General features: G+C 61.8%; 19 protein-coding genes. 4 read left to right on the top strand and 15 right to left on the bottom strand.

The window, feature by feature from the left end:
- Positions 1 to 34: 34 nt before the first annotated feature.
- Positions 35 to 1,273 carry an HNH endonuclease signature motif containing protein gene (locus G4D79_RS18350; protein ID WP_099698495.1) on the bottom strand — a complete coding sequence of 413 codons (1,239 nt, stop codon included), beginning with the start codon at positions 1,271 to 1,273 and terminating at the stop codon, positions 35 to 37.
- Between the two features lie 118 nt (positions 1,274 to 1,391).
- Positions 1,392 to 4,496 carry a multicopper oxidase family protein gene (locus G4D79_RS18345; protein WP_214514626.1) on the bottom strand — a complete coding sequence of 1,035 codons (3,105 nt, stop codon included), beginning with the start codon at positions 4,494 to 4,496 and terminating at the stop codon, positions 1,392 to 1,394.
- A gap of 317 nt (positions 4,497 to 4,813) precedes the next feature.
- Between G4D79_RS18345 and G4D79_RS18340 the strand changes: the two genes are divergently transcribed.
- Positions 4,814 to 5,425 (top strand): glyoxalase, encoded by a 612-nt coding sequence (locus G4D79_RS18340; RefSeq protein ID WP_099698130.1) that lies wholly within the window; start codon positions 4,814 to 4,816, stop codon positions 5,423 to 5,425.
- A gap of 34 nt (positions 5,426 to 5,459) precedes the next feature.
- Here the strand turns inward: G4D79_RS18340 and G4D79_RS18335 are convergent, their stop codons facing one another.
- The gene (locus G4D79_RS18335) at positions 5,460 to 6,473 is read right to left on the bottom strand and encodes a cation diffusion facilitator family transporter (protein WP_007732228.1); all 1,014 of its coding nucleotides are present in this window, start codon (positions 6,471 to 6,473) and stop codon (positions 5,460 to 5,462) included.
- Positions 6,470 to 6,892, bottom strand: a complete 423-nt coding sequence (locus G4D79_RS18330) for a metalloregulator ArsR/SmtB family transcription factor (RefSeq protein ID WP_003942406.1) — start codon at positions 6,890 to 6,892, stop codon at positions 6,470 to 6,472. The genes G4D79_RS18335 and G4D79_RS18330 overlap by 4 nt, the downstream gene beginning before the upstream one ends.
- 109 nt (positions 6,893 to 7,001) lie before the next feature.
- On the opposite strand from G4D79_RS18330, the gene G4D79_RS18325 reads away from it, so the two are divergent.
- Positions 7,002 to 7,427: a nitroreductase/quinone reductase family protein gene (locus tag G4D79_RS18325; protein WP_029255500.1), complete on the top strand. Its 426-nt coding sequence runs from the start codon at positions 7,002 to 7,004 to the stop codon at positions 7,425 to 7,427.
- Positions 7,428 to 7,487: 60 nt separating this feature from the next.
- On the opposite strand, the gene G4D79_RS18320 is transcribed toward G4D79_RS18325, so the two are convergent.
- From G4D79_RS18320 to hisI, 4 genes are all read right to left on the bottom strand, one after another.
- Entirely contained in the window at positions 7,488 to 7,874 is a 387-nt protein-coding gene (locus G4D79_RS18320; RefSeq protein ID WP_075833371.1) for a DUF2784 domain-containing protein, read from the bottom strand.
- A 73-nt stretch (positions 7,875 to 7,947) separates the two neighbouring features.
- Entirely contained in the window at positions 7,948 to 8,208 is a 261-nt protein-coding gene (locus tag G4D79_RS18315) for a hypothetical protein (RefSeq protein ID WP_223304508.1), read from the bottom strand.
- Between the two features lie 62 nt (positions 8,209 to 8,270).
- Positions 8,271 to 8,564 carry a DUF1905 domain-containing protein gene (locus G4D79_RS18310; protein ID WP_042449548.1) on the bottom strand — a complete coding sequence of 98 codons (294 nt, stop codon included), beginning with the start codon at positions 8,562 to 8,564 and terminating at the stop codon, positions 8,271 to 8,273.
- 6 nt (positions 8,565 to 8,570) lie between these two features.
- Positions 8,571 to 8,918 (bottom strand): phosphoribosyl-AMP cyclohydrolase, encoded by a 348-nt coding sequence (gene hisI / locus G4D79_RS18305; RefSeq protein ID WP_003942390.1) that lies wholly within the window; start codon positions 8,916 to 8,918, stop codon positions 8,571 to 8,573.
- A 100-nt stretch (positions 8,919 to 9,018) separates the two neighbouring features.
- On the opposite strand from hisI, the gene G4D79_RS18300 reads away from it, so the two are divergent.
- A complete protein-coding gene (locus G4D79_RS18300) occupies positions 9,019 to 9,540 on the top strand; it encodes a universal stress protein (RefSeq protein WP_099698131.1) in 522 nt (173 codons plus the stop codon).
- Between the two features lie 21 nt (positions 9,541 to 9,561).
- Here G4D79_RS18300 and G4D79_RS18295 read toward each other — a convergent pair whose 3' ends face one another.
- Positions 9,562 to 11,043 (bottom strand): NAD(P)/FAD-dependent oxidoreductase, encoded by a 1,482-nt coding sequence (locus G4D79_RS18295; RefSeq protein WP_099698132.1) that lies wholly within the window; start codon positions 11,041 to 11,043, stop codon positions 9,562 to 9,564.
- Positions 11,044 to 11,147: 104 nt separating this feature from the next.
- Here G4D79_RS18295 and G4D79_RS18290 point away from each other — a divergent pair, with 104 nt between their 5' ends.
- Entirely contained in the window at positions 11,148 to 11,765 is a 618-nt protein-coding gene (locus G4D79_RS18290; RefSeq protein WP_007732244.1) for a TetR/AcrR family transcriptional regulator, read from the top strand.
- Here the strand turns inward: G4D79_RS18290 and hisF are convergent.
- From hisF to G4D79_RS18260, 6 genes are read right to left on the bottom strand one after another with little or no spacing between them, the layout of a single operon-like run.
- Positions 11,762 to 12,535, bottom strand: coding sequence for an imidazole glycerol phosphate synthase subunit HisF (gene hisF, locus G4D79_RS18285; RefSeq protein ID WP_003942380.1), 774 nt, complete (start codon positions 12,533 to 12,535; stop codon positions 11,762 to 11,764). The genes G4D79_RS18290 and hisF overlap by 4 nt on opposite strands.
- Positions 12,532 to 13,365 carry an inositol monophosphatase family protein gene (locus tag G4D79_RS18280; protein WP_003942414.1) on the bottom strand — a complete coding sequence of 278 codons (834 nt, stop codon included), beginning with the start codon at positions 13,363 to 13,365 and terminating at the stop codon, positions 12,532 to 12,534. Before G4D79_RS18280 ends, hisF begins: the two co-directional genes overlap by 4 nt.
- Positions 13,366 to 13,374: 9 nt before the next feature.
- Positions 13,375 to 14,109, bottom strand: a complete 735-nt coding sequence (priA, locus tag G4D79_RS18275) for a bifunctional 1-(5-phosphoribosyl)-5-((5-phosphoribosylamino)methylideneamino)imidazole-4-carboxamide isomerase/phosphoribosylanthranilate isomerase PriA (protein WP_003942371.1) — start codon at positions 14,107 to 14,109, stop codon at positions 13,375 to 13,377.
- Between the two features lie 19 nt (positions 14,110 to 14,128).
- Positions 14,129 to 14,380, bottom strand: a complete 252-nt coding sequence (locus G4D79_RS18270; RefSeq protein ID WP_099698133.1) for a hypothetical protein — start codon at positions 14,378 to 14,380, stop codon at positions 14,129 to 14,131.
- Positions 14,377 to 15,012: an imidazole glycerol phosphate synthase subunit HisH gene (gene hisH / locus G4D79_RS18265; RefSeq protein ID WP_003942389.1), complete on the bottom strand. Its 636-nt coding sequence runs from the start codon at positions 15,010 to 15,012 to the stop codon at positions 14,377 to 14,379. Before hisH ends, G4D79_RS18270 begins: the two co-directional genes overlap by 4 nt.
- Before the next feature lie 9 nt (positions 15,013 to 15,021).
- On the bottom strand, positions 15,022 to 16,143 hold the full coding sequence (locus G4D79_RS18260) for an MFS transporter (protein ID WP_099698134.1): 1,122 nt from the start codon (positions 16,141 to 16,143) through the stop codon (positions 15,022 to 15,024).
- Positions 16,144 to 16,169 lie beyond the last annotated feature (26 nt).

Genomic DNA, 16,169 nt, shown 5'->3' with positions numbered 1-16,169 from the left:
CGGTGCATACGCTGGCATTTTCAGTTTTGGCCGTTCAGGCGGCCGTCGGTGGGCCGTTCCCGCCGATCGGCTGTTGATACGGATCAACCGACATCGGTGGATAGAACACGGTTTTTCGGTCGGGTCCGATCTCCACCCTCCATTCGGTGTGGTGCATCGTCCGGTGGTGATGACCGCACAACAAGATCAGATTGTCGAGATCTGTTGGGCCACCATCGTTCCAGTGAACAATATGGTGGGCATCGCACCACCCCGACGGTGTCCCGCACCCCGGAAACGCACACCCACCATCGCGAACCGTCAACGCCCGCCGCTGCGGCACCGTCGCTGTTCTCGCTTCTTTGCCGCAGTCGAGCGGAACACCGTTCTCGTCCAACAAAATCCGCGTGATCGTGCAGTCGCACGCCAGCATCCGCGCGGTATCGATACTGATCGGGCCCACCCAATCCGCCCACGCAAATCCCAACTCCTCAGTGGACGGCAGGAGGTCTTTCAAGGCTTTAAGGTCCGTCATATCTTTTGCCGACGCGGTCACCGTGATGTGCGGTTTCACTCCGCCTTCGATCGGACCCAACCCCGCCCGCTCGTACCGGCGCAGTAGTTCGCAGAACCCGTCCGCCCGTCGTAATGCCGGAGTACGCGTGTCCTTGACGCCGTCCTTCTCCGGCGTCGGAGCCGACAGACTCGACAACAACGTGATCAACCGCGCCCCGTTCACAGCATCCAGATCACCCTTCACCGACACGCGCCCGTACAAGCCTTTCGAGGCGTAGAACTCGTTACGCTCCGAATCCTCACCCACCGGAACGCCGTCCTCACGCTTGCCGTACTGCTTCTCGATCCGCCGGATCGCCGCCCGCACCGCATCACAATCGGCGATGTTCTTCGACGCCAACCCCAACAAGATCCCGCGGGCCTTGTCCACATCCGCCAGGGTCATGTTCTTGGGCGGATGCTGACAAAACGACGCCACCTGCCGCGCCTTCAACGCATCCACGTCACCGCGATGAAACGCATCCGCGACAACAGGTTCGAGCATCAACAACCGCGCCAACCCGACCAGCAGACTGCACTCACCGATCTCCAAATTCGTCGAACCATGCAACCACAGCGCGATCGCCCGAAAACCCTTCCCGCCAAGAACCTCACGGGAAAACACCTCCACGATCAACAACACCAACCGCGACTGCGACTCGTGCCGGACACGCACCAGATCCAGAACCTCCCCCTTGAGGCCCTCGCCATCCAGCTGCCACGCTCCCCGACTGTCCATGCTCAAAGTTTAATCGAACACACTTTCGATAACCAGAGACAAAACGGACAGGTTTCAAGAAACATCGATCTCGAGACCGGTTGATATGTAACTACTTTCAGAAACTCTCAAAACCTGATCATCGACCACCGAGCGGCAGAACTCCCCCGCCGACAGGATACGGAGGGAGCGTTCCCACAAGCGTCGGTGTCAATGTGGTCGCAGACGGATCGGCGCGACCCAGCGTAAGTTTCCGAACTTCGGCACCCTTTCCGTTGCTGCCACTTACGAGGAGGTCCGCGCCGGTGGTCGTGCTCGTCGTGGCCACTCCGACACCCGAACCTGGACCGGTGAACGGGTCGAAAGCTGCAACCTCCCGAAACGCCACGTCCGTCGAATGGTGATCTGGACTCTCGAGGTACATCTCGGGTGCACCGTCGAGCCTCGATCCACTCGAGAAGACGCGGACGGATCCTTCGCCTCCGAGCATGCCTGCCACTATCGACTTTGCTCCGCCCTCGGCGCCGGCCACCCAACCCGTCGACAGAGACACCCCGTCGCGGTAGTCCTGATCGAATGCCAAGAACTGTGATGTCGTTGCCGGACCAGCCGTATGACCTGCGTGTTCATCGGAGCCGCCCTGCGCAGCCGCCGTCGGTTCGTACAGGTCGTAGCGGAACGTCTTGATCAACGGCTCCTCGCCCGCACCGGGTGCTGTCACGATGCTCGCTCGACCGGAGTGACTGTCAACCATTCCGGTTGCGAACGTGACTCCGCTACTCGATCCCGGGTACGGCGAGAACGAACCGAATTCTGTGGGTGCGGACCTCTTGTCCGCCGGAAGGTCGGTGGAGTAGATCTTGACCTGCGACTCCATCCCTGGGCCTGATGCAACGATGATGTTGTCTGCCAGTGCATTTCCGTCGATGTCGACACCGCCGACGTTCACTCCACCGCGGAAACCCACATCGAAGGGGGCGAATCTTGCCAACTCGTCGGTGAACGGCACGCCGCCGACTGCGTTGTACGCCACCACTTCCGGAGCCGAGCCTGCACCTGTTCCAGCGACCAGATCAAGCACCATGTCTCCGTTCACGTCCGCCATCGCAACACTCGGGGTGCCTTCGAACGACGGGAAGGGCGTCACAGCAGTGATCAGTTTGTCGCCGTTGGCATCGAATATCTGCACCTTGGCGGGCACGCCGGCCGAACCAGGTATCGCGACGGCATATGTCGATACCTCGGGAATCACGTTGACAGTCGCCATCAAACCGTTGTCCTCGTGATTGAGTCGGTGGCAGTGAATCACAAAGGTTCCGGTGTACTCGGTGAACTTCGTTCGCAACGTCACTGACGCAGGCTCGAGAGCATTCTCATTCTCGTCAGTCACCGGAGCGGGCACGTTCACGTTGTCGATTCCCCAGGGCTGAACGCCCGTCGTGGTACCTGCGACGGGATCCACAACTTCCGTTACCTGGAAGTCGTTGACGTGAATATGCATCGGGTGTTCGTCGTTGTTGAGGTTCGTGATCTTCCATTCCTCAACGGAATTCAGTCGCGGTTGAATCAGCGGAATGTTGGGGAACGTGTTGTCGGCGAATTCGTAGGTGAAGGCCTTCGGATCACTGTTGCTGGCCTTCTCGTTTCCGAACCCACCGGACACTGTGAGGTTGCGGGTCACGTCGGGCGTCATCGCTGCGGTATCCACGAACGAGGTGTAGGTATCGAGCTTCTGTCCGAACTCGAAGGGGGTCGTCTTTCCTTCACCCTCGTCTGGCGTCGCACGGATCAACTGCTGAGTCGGGAACGTGAAGAATCCGTCCGCGTAACTGATCACCGACGGGTCGACGGTGACGGTTCCGAGTTCGGCGGGCGGATTGTCGGTACCGTTGTTGGTGTAGAGAATGCCTGGATTGCTCACCGGCTTTGCACCTTCGAGCGGTGGCATCTCCAGCACCAGATCGCCGGACTCCGGCATCGTCACTGCGATTGCGTATCGCGAGGCCGGCGGAATCACCAGCCTGGTTCCGTCCCCGTCCACGGGTGGCCTGACCTCGTCGAACGGGTTTCCGTCCTGCCCTACGATGGCGAACTTCGGATGGGCGCCGGTTGCGGTTTCCGTCAACGTGACCGGCATGTAGGCAAAGTCGCTGATGTTGGCAAGCACCCAGATCTCGGTCTGCCCCGGCTTCAGTTTCAGCGACGGCTGGAACTGACCGTTCACGGTGTACTGCACATCGCGTTGGTTGTCCGGCAGTGAGGGATCGGCCGGTACAGTCGTCGATTCACCCACGAAGCTCTGCAGATTGCCTGGAACGAATTGATTCTGTCCACGATGATTGGCCGGGGACAACGGTCCGGTGTACCAGTTGGTGAAATACTGCGCGCCCTCGGTGGTGTCCGAGAAATTCACCGGAGCAAGGCTCGGACGGTACGTCCCGTCGGCTAGTTCCGTACCGGCGGGTGGCGTCAACGTACTGACGAATTGGGGCCAGTTCGCGTCGTTGAGCTGTCGGCCCTTTCCTTTGCGGTCGAATACGAAGTTGTACTGCAGTGCCATATCGCGAATCGGAACGTCGTTTGCCGTCACGACAGGCAGATTGCCGTCCGGCCGGCCGATTTCCAGTAGCCCGGCCAGGCCCATGTACGTCTGCTGGGCGGTGAGGGTGTGCCGGTGACTGTGATACCAGTACAGACCGTTCGGCATCGTCCCCGGAATCGCGTAGTCGTACACGTTTCCCTGGCCGGCGGGAATGTTGAGCAACACGTTGTCCGCATTGCCGTCCGGACTCACGTGCACTCCGTGCGTGTGCAGATTCAGCGGAGCCGACGTCAGCGCCGGCGGATAGATCGGCACGTCCCCGCCCGCCGGTGTGAATGCCGGATCGTAGAAGTCCTGGATCGTGAGATCCTGCAAATCGTTGTCGTAATGAATGATCAATCGCTCTCCGGGATTGACGCGGAGAGTCGGCGCCGGATAGACGTCACTCGCCGAGGTCGATCCGTCCGACGCCGTACCGCGGATGACCTCGTACCCGAAGAGCAGAAAATTCGACACGGGCGCCGAAGCGGTATCGAGCGGAATCACTCCCTGATGAGCGGACAAGCGCACCTCGAGAACACCATCTCGGCTACTCAGTTTCACCGGCTCCCGATAGTCGACGGCGGTTCCGCCAGAGCCGTAATTGCCGCCCACCTCGGGCGCCGATTCACCGGAGGTACACGCGGCCAACGCCATCGTCATGGACACCACTACTGCTGCGGCTAACGACTTTCCTCGCAGTGCGATCACTGGTTTCCCCGTTCCATGGTGGCGTGAGGTACGTCCGATCAGCGCTCACCAGCCTATCGAGAAAACATCGGGTGAACAGGATATTCACGACAAATCGCCCACCTAAGGCCTGCGTGAGTGCTGCACCTTGCAAGCAGTCTCAGCAAACCGATCAGAAATCGAGAAGCACAGCCACGGGACCCGCAATTACGTTGAAACACATGAACACACCACAGAAGTCCACTTCCGACCACACGTCGTCAATCCACGCATCAGCAGGGAGCGCCCAGATGACCACCGCGCAATCCGTGATCCTCGACGTACCCGACCTCGTCGCAGCCGAAGCCTTCTACAACGCTCTCGGGGTCGGAGATCGAATCCAGCTACGCGAATCGAACGAACCGACAACCGGGTTTCGTGGGTACACCATTTCGCTCGTCGTCTCCCAACCGAACATCGTCGACGCCTTCGTCGGCGCCGCACTCGCAGCCGGTGCCACCGCCTTGAAGCCTGTCAAGAAATCCCTCTGGGGATACGGCGGAGTCGTCCAGGCTCCAGACGGTTCCATCTGGAAGATCGCCACGTCGTCGAAGAAGAACGACGGGCCGGCCACCCGCACGATCGACAGCCTCGTGCTGCTGCTCGGCGCCGAAGACGTCAAGGCCAGCAAGCAGTTCTACCTCGACCGCGGACTCGAGGTGTCCAAGAGCTTCGGTCGCAAGTACGTCGAATTCACCAGTGCAGCAAACAATGTGACACTCGCACTGTATGGTCGCCGCGCTTTGGCAAAGGATGCCGGGGTTGCTCCGGAAGGCACCGGATCACACCGTCTGACCGTTGCCGGCGCGTCTGAAACCTTCACAGACCCAGACGGTTTCGCCTGGGAAGCCGCCTGCGCTTGACATCAAGCACAGATCACCGGGAAGGCGGCCGGTATCAGACTTCGGAGTTGGCCGCGTCATGCGCCGGGTACGCATGCACCAAGGCAGTAGCGAGTTTGGGCACCGCGTGAGTGAGCGAATGCTCGGCGCTGTGTGCAATCGCATGAGCTTCGGCAAGTGTTGCCCGGGGATCGATGTCGAGTTCTGCATCGGCATGCAGTCGGTGTCCGATCCACCGCATCTTCAGATCACGAACACCGAGGACTCCAGGTTCGTGCATCAATGCATGCTCTGCGTCGTCCACCAACTCAGGTTCGACGCCGTCCATCAACCTCCGGAAGACGTCTCGCGCTGCAGTCCTGAGCACCGCCACGATGGCAACGGTGATGACAAGGCCGATGATCGGATCTGCCAACGGGAAACCCAGCGCAACTCCCCCCGCCCCCAGAAGGACTGCGAGCGAAGTGAATCCGTCGGTCCGAGCATGCAATCCATCGGCCACCAGGGCCGCTGAACCGATTTGCCTGCCGACCCTGATCCGATACAACGCCACCAATTCGTTTCCGATGAAACCGATCAAACCTGCCGCCGCTACCCAACCGAGGTGCTCGATCTCGACCGGGTTGATCAATCGCCTCACCGCCTCGACACCGGCGATCACTGCCGACAGTGCGATCATGGCGAGCACGAACAGTCCGGCCAAATCCTCCGCACGCCCGAAACCATAGGTATAGCGCCTGGTCGCAGCGCGCCGACCGAGCGCGAAGGCAATCCAGAGTGGGACTGCCGTGAGCGCGTCGGAGAAGTTGTGAATGGTGTCCGCCAGCAGCGCCACCGAACCCGAGATCGCCACGATCGCGACCTGAGCAACTGCGGTGACTCCGAGCGCAACAAGACTGATCTTGACCGCCCGGATGCCGATTGCGCTCGATTCCAATGCGTCGTCGACACTGTCGGCAGCGTCGTGACTGTGCGGCGAGAACACTTCGCGGACTGCCGATCGAAATCCCTTCGGCCCGTGGCCATGGGTGTGGCCGTGGCCGTGGGACGTCTTGGGTTCGTGCGTCACGACGCACCTTCTTCTTGATCGGTCCGATCGACGTTCGCCGAGCGCTCCGGGTGTATCTCCCGAAGCTCACCTTCACTACGGTGATGCCCCGGCAATCCGGGTCCGGCATGCTCCGCATTGAAGACCGCGTCCGTAACCAGTTGGCGCACATGGTCGTTCTCCAGGCGATAGAACACCGTCGTACCATCGCGGCGGGTTCGTACCAACCTTGCCATGCGCAATTTCGCCAGGTGCTGCGACACCGAGGGCGCCGGCTTGCCGACGCGTTCCGCCAGTTCGTTCACCGAGCACTCGCGGTCGACCAATGCCCACAAGACCTGCACACGGGTTGCGTCGGCCAGCATGCGGAACACCTCGACGACGAGGTCGACTTGATCATCGGGAAGCTTGCGGCGACAAACACCACTATCTGCGTTCATACGTAGATAGTAGATCATGCTGGACGCCGAAGATGACCTCTCGTCGATTCACCAGTTGTGCAAAGCTTGGCGGCAGAGCCCTTCGCCACTCGCAGACCGGGAGACAACGATGAGTACCGACGATTGGAACGCAGGAATCATTGCGGAATTTCGGGAGAACGAGGGCAAGGTAGGCGGCCCCTTCGAAGGTGCGCCCATGGTGTTGGTCCACCACACAGGACGCAAATCCGGACGCGATTTCGTGAGTCCCATGATGTATCTGGCAGACGAGCAGGATCCGAAGACCATCTACGTTTTTGCATCCAAGGCCGGTGCCCCGACCAATCCCGACTGGTACTACAACCTCGTTGCCACCGACCAGGCAGAGGTCGAGATCGGCACCGAAACATACCCGGTCTCCGTCAGCGAAGTAACCGGCGAGAAGCGTGACCGCATCTACGACGAACAGGCCAGTCGATACCCGGGATTTGCCGAATACGCGGAGAAGACAGCTGGGATCCGCACAATTCCGGTGGTGGCACTGACTCGCGCGTAAATCCTGATCGCGCCTCCCTGCCGTTTCCATCCGGAAACGGCAGGGATCGTTTGTACGGAATCACGACACTGAAGACGCTTTGACCTCAGCCTTCGAATGCCGTCCGAGCAGCACGTATCCTACCCAGGATCCGACAACCACTGTCGCCGCGAGCGCCTGTACCAGGCCTTCGATACTCGCCGGATAGAACACGCCGGTGATGTAGTGCGAGATGAATCCGGTGGACGGCAACTCCGCGATCCCGGCCATCCGGCGGGCCCAGTTCTCGAGATTGGTCAGCGGGCAGTCATATCCGACCGCTATCGAACCGGCTCCCCAGACGACTGCAAGAAGGTGAAAACCGATGGTACGACGCCACTTCCACGCCACGAACCCACCCAGCACCACATAGAGGACAAACCCGAAGTGAACGAACACCGTCACTACTTCGATGAGCCGATACACCATCGTCGTCTCCGCTCGTGGCGCGGAAGTCCCGCAACAACCAGACTAATCCGATGTTAGTCCTCGTAGAGGTGATCTACCCGGTGTATGCAGCGGTCGTGCGAGCAGCGGCGGCTGCAGCCGCATCCGGGTCGTCGCCCGATGCGATCGCAGCTTCGGCCCACAGTTCACTGCTTCCCGCGATGAATGCCTTGGCCTCGTCGCTCGCCGACCACTCGGGTGTCTCGAGTGGCGTCGCGATCCCCAGTTCCACGTGTCGAGCCAGCCCGAGCAGTCCCATGTCCCACCCGACGCCGACGGCACCTGGACCGTACTCGGCCCACCGATCCGGCTCCACGTCCGCGGCGTGTGCGAAGTCGAACAGAATTGCACGACGGCGCTCCTTGGTTCGGGAAAACTTCAGCTCAGGCGCTGCTGTAGATGTACCGCTACCTCTTCTCCAGCGGCGCTCTTGCCGATCGCCTTGCACAGCGCCACGCGCAGCGGAAGCCAGTGCGGTCCGTCGCCGGAGGGCATCAGCGTCGCCTCGAAGGGATGCTCACCATCGAGGGTTCCGAGCACCTTCACAGCGCGTCTGGTTCCCAGAAGTTCCGCCGAGCCGGGCACGGTCAAGAACGTTGCGAACGCACCGTCTTTCTCGATGGGAGCGGTGAACGAGTAATCGAGCGGTTGTGGAGTCTTGTCAGTGGCCATCTCGCGTCACTGTTCAGCAGCGAGCAGGACGTCGGTGTCGAAACACGTGTGAGTGCCGGTGTGGCACGCGGCGCCCTCCTGATCGACGATCAGCAAGACGGAATCGCCGTCACAGTCGAGGCGCACCTCGTGCACGTACTGGGTGTGCCCGGAGGTCTCTCCCTTGACCCAGTACTGCTGCCGCGAGCGCGAATAGTACGTCCCCTTACGGGTTTCCAGTGTTCGCGCGAGCGCTTCGTCGTCCATCCACGCGACCATCAGCACATCACCGGTCGACTTCTCCTGCGCAACCGCGCTGAACAGTCCGGCGTCGTTTCGCTTCAGCTTCGCCGCGATTGCGGGATCAAGGCTCATATGACGTTTATACCTTCCACCTGTGACTTCCGTGGAATTCCCCTGCACGGCCGCCCTAGAATGGAAGTTCCTTCGCTGTCACCGTGGAAGAAGATCCGACATGAACCATCAGCATCATGACGGTCCGCACCCGGAGTACACCTGCCATCTCGCGAACCCGAGTACCGATCGCGTCCGAACCCGCCACGTCGTTCTCGGCATCGGCCCAGGTGCTACCAGCAAGAATGTACTCAGCTACGCACTGACGCTTGCCGCCAAGGAGGATTCAGCCCTCCACGTCGTTCACTGCATCACGTCCGAGGACCTACCTGTCGAAACCGACTCACCAGAATTCGAAACGCGTCTGCACGACGAGATGGTGTCGCAACGCGAGCAGACAACCTCGGCACTTGCCTCGCACGCCGACACCTGGACGTACGACTGCACCTATGGAGACCCGGCCGGTGTCATTCTCGCAACCGCGGACAAATACGACGCATTTACCATCGTGATCGGATCTCCACGAAAAGGCGCTGCCTCCGCGGTGAGCCGACTGATGCACATCTCGGTCACTTCCCGACTGAACCGGCAGAACCGTTATCCCGTGATATCGGTTCCGACCGGAGTCAGATCGGCGAGATAGCCGAACACGGGGCATGCCCGCCTAGCTGATCGAATAATCCTCGAGCGGAAAGCGTTTCGCTTCGACGAACGCATTGCGTGTAGACGTGGGCCGCAGGATCGCCGCCTCGCCGTGCTGATTGAAGTAATAGCTCCGCGCAGTCTGGCAACTGCCGCCGTAAAAGACGGAGTCCGCGAGGTTCTCCGTCATCCGGTCCAGGAACTCGGCGTTGGCGGTTTCGGTGACCTCGAATGTTTCCGCGCCACGCCGTTTCACCTCACCGAACAGTCGATCCATGTGCTGCATCTGGGATTCGATAGTCGTGAAGTAGGACAACCCGCTGTACGAGTACGGACTGGCGAGCGTGAGGAAATTGGGGAAGTAGGGAACCGCGACCCCCTCATAGGCCTGGAAACGGTTGTCGCGCCACCACTTACCGAGGTTTCGGCCCTCACGGCCGATAACCTCGATGGCCGGAAAGTTCACATCCCAGAGGTTGAATCCCGTTGCCAGCACCAGGGTGTCGATCTCGGTCTTGCGGCCGTCGGCCGTGACGATTCCGTCTGCAGCAATGTGGTCGATCGACGTGGTTTCGAGGTGCACGTTGTCTTTGGTGAAGGTACGGAAATAGCTGTTCGAGAATGTGGGTCGCTTGCACCCGAAGTCGTAGTCCGGTGTGAGTTGCTCGCGGAGATGCGCGTCACGGACCTGGGACCGCAGAAACGCTCGTGATGCGGCTGCAGCGCCCTTGTTCAACAGTTTGACCTGCTTGTAGTGCAGGACCGCGCTGACCATGATCATTTCTAGGATCGACGAACTGACAGCGCGCGCGATTCGCTGGGTGAGCGGAATACGCGAGAACAGCTTCTGCACTGCATTCGGAATGGGGACGTCGATCTTTGGAACCACCCAGATCGGGGTGCGTTGGTAGACGGTCAACTCTGCGGCCTGACGCGCCACCTCGGGGATCAACTGCACAGCGGTGGCGCCGGTTCCGATGATTGCGGTCTTGGTGCCGGACAGGTCGTAGGAATCGTCCCAGGCCGTGGTGTGGATGATCTTGCCGGCGAAGTCGTCGATACCGGAGATGTCGGGCCGATGAGGTTGCGAGAGGAAACCCGTCGCAGTCAGGAGGTACTTGGCAGTGATGTCCGGCGCGCCTTCGACGGATACGACCCAGTGCGAGGAATCCTCGTCCCAGCGGGCTCCGTTGACCACGGCACCGAACGTCACGTGCTTCCGCAGATCGTACTTGTCCGCGACGTGATCGGCGTACTTCTTCAGTTCCGCGCCCGGTGCGAAAAGCCTGGACCAGTTCGGATTGGGCTCGAACGAATACGAGTAGGTGACCGACGCGATGTCGACAGCCAGACCGGGATAGCGGTTGACGTGCCAGGTTCCACCCAGATCGTCCTCGCGCTCGAGGATCGCCAGGTTGTTCAGGCCCAGCCGCTTGAGTTGAATGGCCGCACCCATTCCGCCGAAGCCCGCCCCCACTACTACTGCGTCGTACTGCACTGCCATCGGAGAATCCCTCTCGTGAACTGCACATCAGAAAAACTGCACATCAGAAACTGACACGTCATTCCGTTATTGAGAACGGTATCATTCCTGATGTGACGAAGGCCATGACCAGAGCGGAACGAAAAAAGGCGGAATTGCGCCGCGAGATCATCGACGCATCATTCGAGTGCTTCGCCCAGCGCGGCTATCACGCAACCGGAATTGCCGACATCGCAACAACTCTCGGAATCGGCCATGGGACCTTCTACCGGTACTTCGAGAACAAGCGCGACATTATCGATCACGTCATCGACGACCTCGTCGCAAAGATCATCAGCGCACTGGCCACCGAGAATGCTCCCGACGCCGCCAGCACACTGGACGAGTACCGCGCCCAAGTGGGAAGGATCGCCGAGGCGCTCCCCCGCATCTTCTTCGACGACCCCCGCATCCCGCGGGTTCTGCTGTTCGAGACGACGGGCGTCGACGCCGATCTGACGGGCCGGATGCTCGATCTACTCGACCAGTCGGCATCGTTGACCGCGGCGTACCTGCACCACGGAGTCGAATGCGGCTATCTACGCGCCGACCTCGATGTCGACAACACTGCACAGGCTGTCAACGGCATGATGCTGGCAAGTGCGATTCAAGGATTGCGAGCCGGTTCGTCCGTCGACTGCACGGCGTTGAACCAAGCCATCAGCCGCCTCATGTTCGACGGAATCCGCGCCGAGAACGCCTAGCGAACGACGATCCCCTCGGCACGCATCGCATCCTTGACCTCCGGGATGCTCAGATCGCCGAAGTGGAAGACACTTGCTGCGAGAACTGCGTCCGCGCCCGCTTCGACAGCCGGGGCGAAGTGCTCGACCAGGCCGGCACCGCCACTGGCGATCACCGGTACGTGGACCGCTGCACGGACAGCGCGGATCATCAGAAGGTCGAAGCCGGCCTTGGTGCCGTCGGCATCCATCGAGTTGAGCAGGATCTCCCCCACTCCCAACTCTGCACCACGCTCGGCCCACTCGACAGCGTCGATCCCGGTGCCGCGCTTGCCCCCGTGCGTGGTGACCTCCCACCCCGACGGTGTGTCCGGCTGCCCCTGGGGAACGGTGCGGGCATCGACCGAGAGGACGATGCACTGCGAGCCGAAACGCTCACTCAGTTCCTTCAGCAGTTCCGGGCGCGCAATCGCCGCGGTGTTCACGCTGACCTTGTCGGCACCGGCACGCAGCAGACGATCGACATCCGCGACCGTGCGCACTCCACCGCCGACGGTCAGAGGAATGAAAACCTGCTCGGCAGTGCGACTTACGACGTCGAGCATCGTGCCGCGATCCGACGTGGAGGCGGTCACGTCCAGGAAGGTCAGTTCGTCGGCGCCCTGAGCGTCGTACGCTGCCGCGAGTTCCACCGGATCTCCGGCGTCGCGAAGATTCTCGAAATTGACACCCTTGACCACTCGCCCGGCGTCGACGTCGAGGCACGGAATCACACGAACTGCGAGGGTCATGACTGTGGTCCTCCTGAGGACGAAGCGCGCGGATCACCGAGCGCGTTGAGGATATCGAGAATCTCACCGTGGATGCCCGGAGCGGCAGCGAGCACCGACTCCGATTCTACGGTCCACGGGCGGCCGGCCAGGTCGGTGACCACCCCGCCCGCACCGCGAACGAGCGCGACCCCGGCCGCGTTGTCCCACGCGTTGCGGCCGTAGACGATCGCACCGCCCAGGATGCCGGCCGCGGTGAAGGCCAGATCGACTCCGGTTGAACCGTGTATCCGGATCCGCGAGGACACCTTGCTGATCTCGGCGAGGAGGTCGAGACGGAAACTGCCGGGGATCCGCCCTCGACTGTTGACGTTGAGCGCACCCAAGCCGACGATCGACGACGCCAGATCGGTTGGCTCCAGCGGCGGTACGGCGATTCCATTGACCAACAACGGACCGCCGGCGCGAGTCGCGTACGTGTGACCGATCAATGGAAGCCAGGTCAATCCGAGCACCGGGACACCGTCGTCGAGAAGCGCCAACAACGTTCCGGCAGTGGGCAATCCGGCCGAGTAGTTGAAAGTACCGTCAACGGGGTCGAGAACCCAGACGAGCCCGGAACCGACGTCGGGACCGCCGAATTCCTCGCCGTGCACCTCGATGCCGGTCTGCTCGAACAACTCCGCGGTCAACCGCTTCTCGAGCGCAAGATCGACCTCGGTGGCAAAATCACCCCAGCCCTTGCGGACCGCACTCGGGGCGCCGACACCGGAGACGAACTGATCGTGGACGCCGTCGAGAAGCCGACCCGCAATCGCGAGAAGTTCGTCGAGGTCACGCGTCGGAGTCATCTGGAAAATCTATCCGGAAACTGCTGCCAGTGCTTCGGGGAGAGTGAAGCGACCGGCATACAATGCCTTGCCCACGATCGCGCCCTCGACACCCTGATCAACCAGGCTGGAAATGGCGAGTAGATCCTCGATGGTCGACACACCACCGGAGGCGACGACGTGCGCGTCGGTGACCGCGCAGACCTGGCTGAGAAGTTCGAGATTGGGACCGGTGAGTGTGCCGTCCTTGGAGACGTCGGTGACGACGTAACGAGTGCAGCCGTCACGGTCCAGACGCGCGAGGGTCTCCCACAGATCGCCGCCGTCGGTGACCCAGCCGCGACCACGGGTGCGGTACTGACCGTCGACGAGACGAACATCGAGGCCGACAGCGATCTTGTCGCCGTACTTGGCCAATGCACGCGCACACCACTCGGGATCCTCGATAGCGGCAGTACCGAGATTCACGCGAGCACAGCCGGTGGCCAGTGCGGCTTCCAGGGAAGCGTCGTCGCGGATTCCACCGGACAGTTCCACCTTGACCGTCAGGTCGCCGATGACGCCGGCCAACAGTTCACTGTTGGACCCACGCCCGAAAGCAGCGTCGAGGTCGACAAGATGCACCCATTCGGCACCGTCGTTCTGCCACGCAAGAGCAGCGTCGCGGGGCGACCCGTAACCGGTCTCACTTCCCGCCTCTCCTTGCACGAGGCGAACAGCTTCACCGTTGACGACATCTACAGCAGGCAAAAGGACCAGGCTCACGTGCGGTAACCCTAGTAGGTCAGGACCTCGAACCGTCTTCCGGGTCACCGAACGCTTTTCGGGTCATCCGCTTGGATACGACGCCCATTGCCGCAATCGCAGCGGCGACCCCCACGAGACCGATCACGAGGCCGACGCCCGGCGGTGGTTTGAGAACAACGATGACGACAGTTGCGACCGCCAGCGCAGCCACAGCGGCGCCGAGCGAGAACAACGCCAGACGGGCGAGGGAGAAATCGTCACCGCCGTTCGGTCCGGATCCCCCGGTCACAAACTCTGCACCCAGTTGCTCAGCAACTCGGCGCCTGCGTCACCGGATTTCTCGGGGTGGAACTGCGTTGCCGACAACGCACCGTTCTCGACGGCGGCGAGAAACTTTCCGCCGTGATCGGCCCATGTCAGCTTCGGGGGTGCAATGTGCTCGGACGGCGCGAGCTCCCAACTCTGCACACCGTAGGAGTGGACGAAGTAGAAGCGGGTATCGGCGTCTATGCCCTTGAACAGGGTGCTGGACTCCGGCGCCTCCACGGTGTTCCAGCCCATGTGCGGCAAAACCTCTGCTTGCAGCCTCTCGACGGTGCCGGGCCATTCGCCACAGCCCTCCGCCTCGACACCGAATTCGACTCCCCGGTCGAACAGAATCTGCATGCCGACGCAGATGCCCAGCACCGGTCGGCCACCGGCCAGGCGTCTGCCGATGATTCGGTCACCCTGCACTGCACGCAGACCTTCCATGCAGGCCGCGAACGCGCCGACGCCGGGCACCACGAGACCGTCGGCCGCCAGTGCAACCTTCATGTCGTTGGTCACCTCCACCTGCGCCCCGGTGCGCGCCAGTGCGCGAGTGGCCGAATGCAGGTTGCCGGAGCCGTAATCGAGTACAGCAATCGTGGAAGCGCTCATGCCCCAACTCTATCGGGCAACCCTGCTGCCGATCACTTTGCCGCCCGCGGCCAGTGCCGGGAGGAGCGCGACAACTACCGCGGAGACCGCGAACACCCATGCGTAGCCGGCAGTCGTGGCCACGAATCCCAACGCCAGTGCACCGATTCCGGTGCCGGCGTCGTAGCCGATGTTCCAGATCGCGCTGGCGGATCCGAGTTGCCTCGGGCCGGCAGCCTGAAACGCCATGACCAAGGATTCGTTCTGCACCGCCCCGAACCCCAGCCCGAAAAGGACCGCCGCGCAGAACAAGACCGGCGTCGACCCGCCGTCGACGTTGATCGCGAGCAGCACCAATCCGATGGTCGACGACGCCAATGCCGGCGCGAGTGTCCGACCACTGCCGAGACGATCGGCGATCAGGCCCGCCGAGTACCGGCCGACCAACATCGACCCACTGGCAGTCGCCAACACCACTCCAGCAACGGCCGCACGCTCCGAGATTGCGATCGGCAGTAGAGACGACAATCCGCCGAACGAGGCGGACACACACGCCAGAGCGAGCACCGGAACCAAGACGGCGAACACACTCAGTCGAACGGATTCCCCGGTCGGCTGGGCGAAGATCTTCGGCAACCCGGCAATGGCCACCAGCGCGAGCGCCGGGATCAGCGCACCGAGGACGAACACCGGTGTCGCCGACCACCGTTCCATGATCGCAAGCCCCAGCGGAAGCCCCGCCATTTGTGACGCTGCGATCGCGATTCCCTGAGCACCGGTGGCACGGCCCAGAATTCGTTTGGGCGCCAACTCCGCCACCAGTGCACTGCCGGCCACCGTCAGCATGCCGAAACCGATGCCACGCACCGCGGAAACCGCCAGGACAGGGCCGGCGTCGGCCGAGATCAACAGCACCAACGACGGTGGGCCGAGGAGCAAACACCCGACTGCCAGCACGCGCCGGTAGCCCTGCGTCCGCAACAACCGAGGCACGAGCAGTTGCGTCAAGACCGTGGCCGCCATGAAGACACCGGTCACCGATCCGGCTAGCGCATCCGATCCGCCGGACTGCGCAACCAGCAACGGCACCACCGGCAACAGCAACGACCAGCCACCGAAAGCTGTTGCCGCCATGATCAGGACACCGATCATACCCGGAGTGCGAAACAACCCCGGTG

Origin of the sequence: Rhodococcus sp. WY5 (genome assembly GCF_018588185.1) — a bacterium.
Classification (GTDB): Bacteria; Actinomycetota; Actinomycetes; order Mycobacteriales; family Mycobacteriaceae; genus Rhodococcus_F; species Rhodococcus_F qingshengii.
Note: the sequence above shows the minus strand (reverse complement) of the source record. Positions and strands in the feature narration are given on the sequence as shown.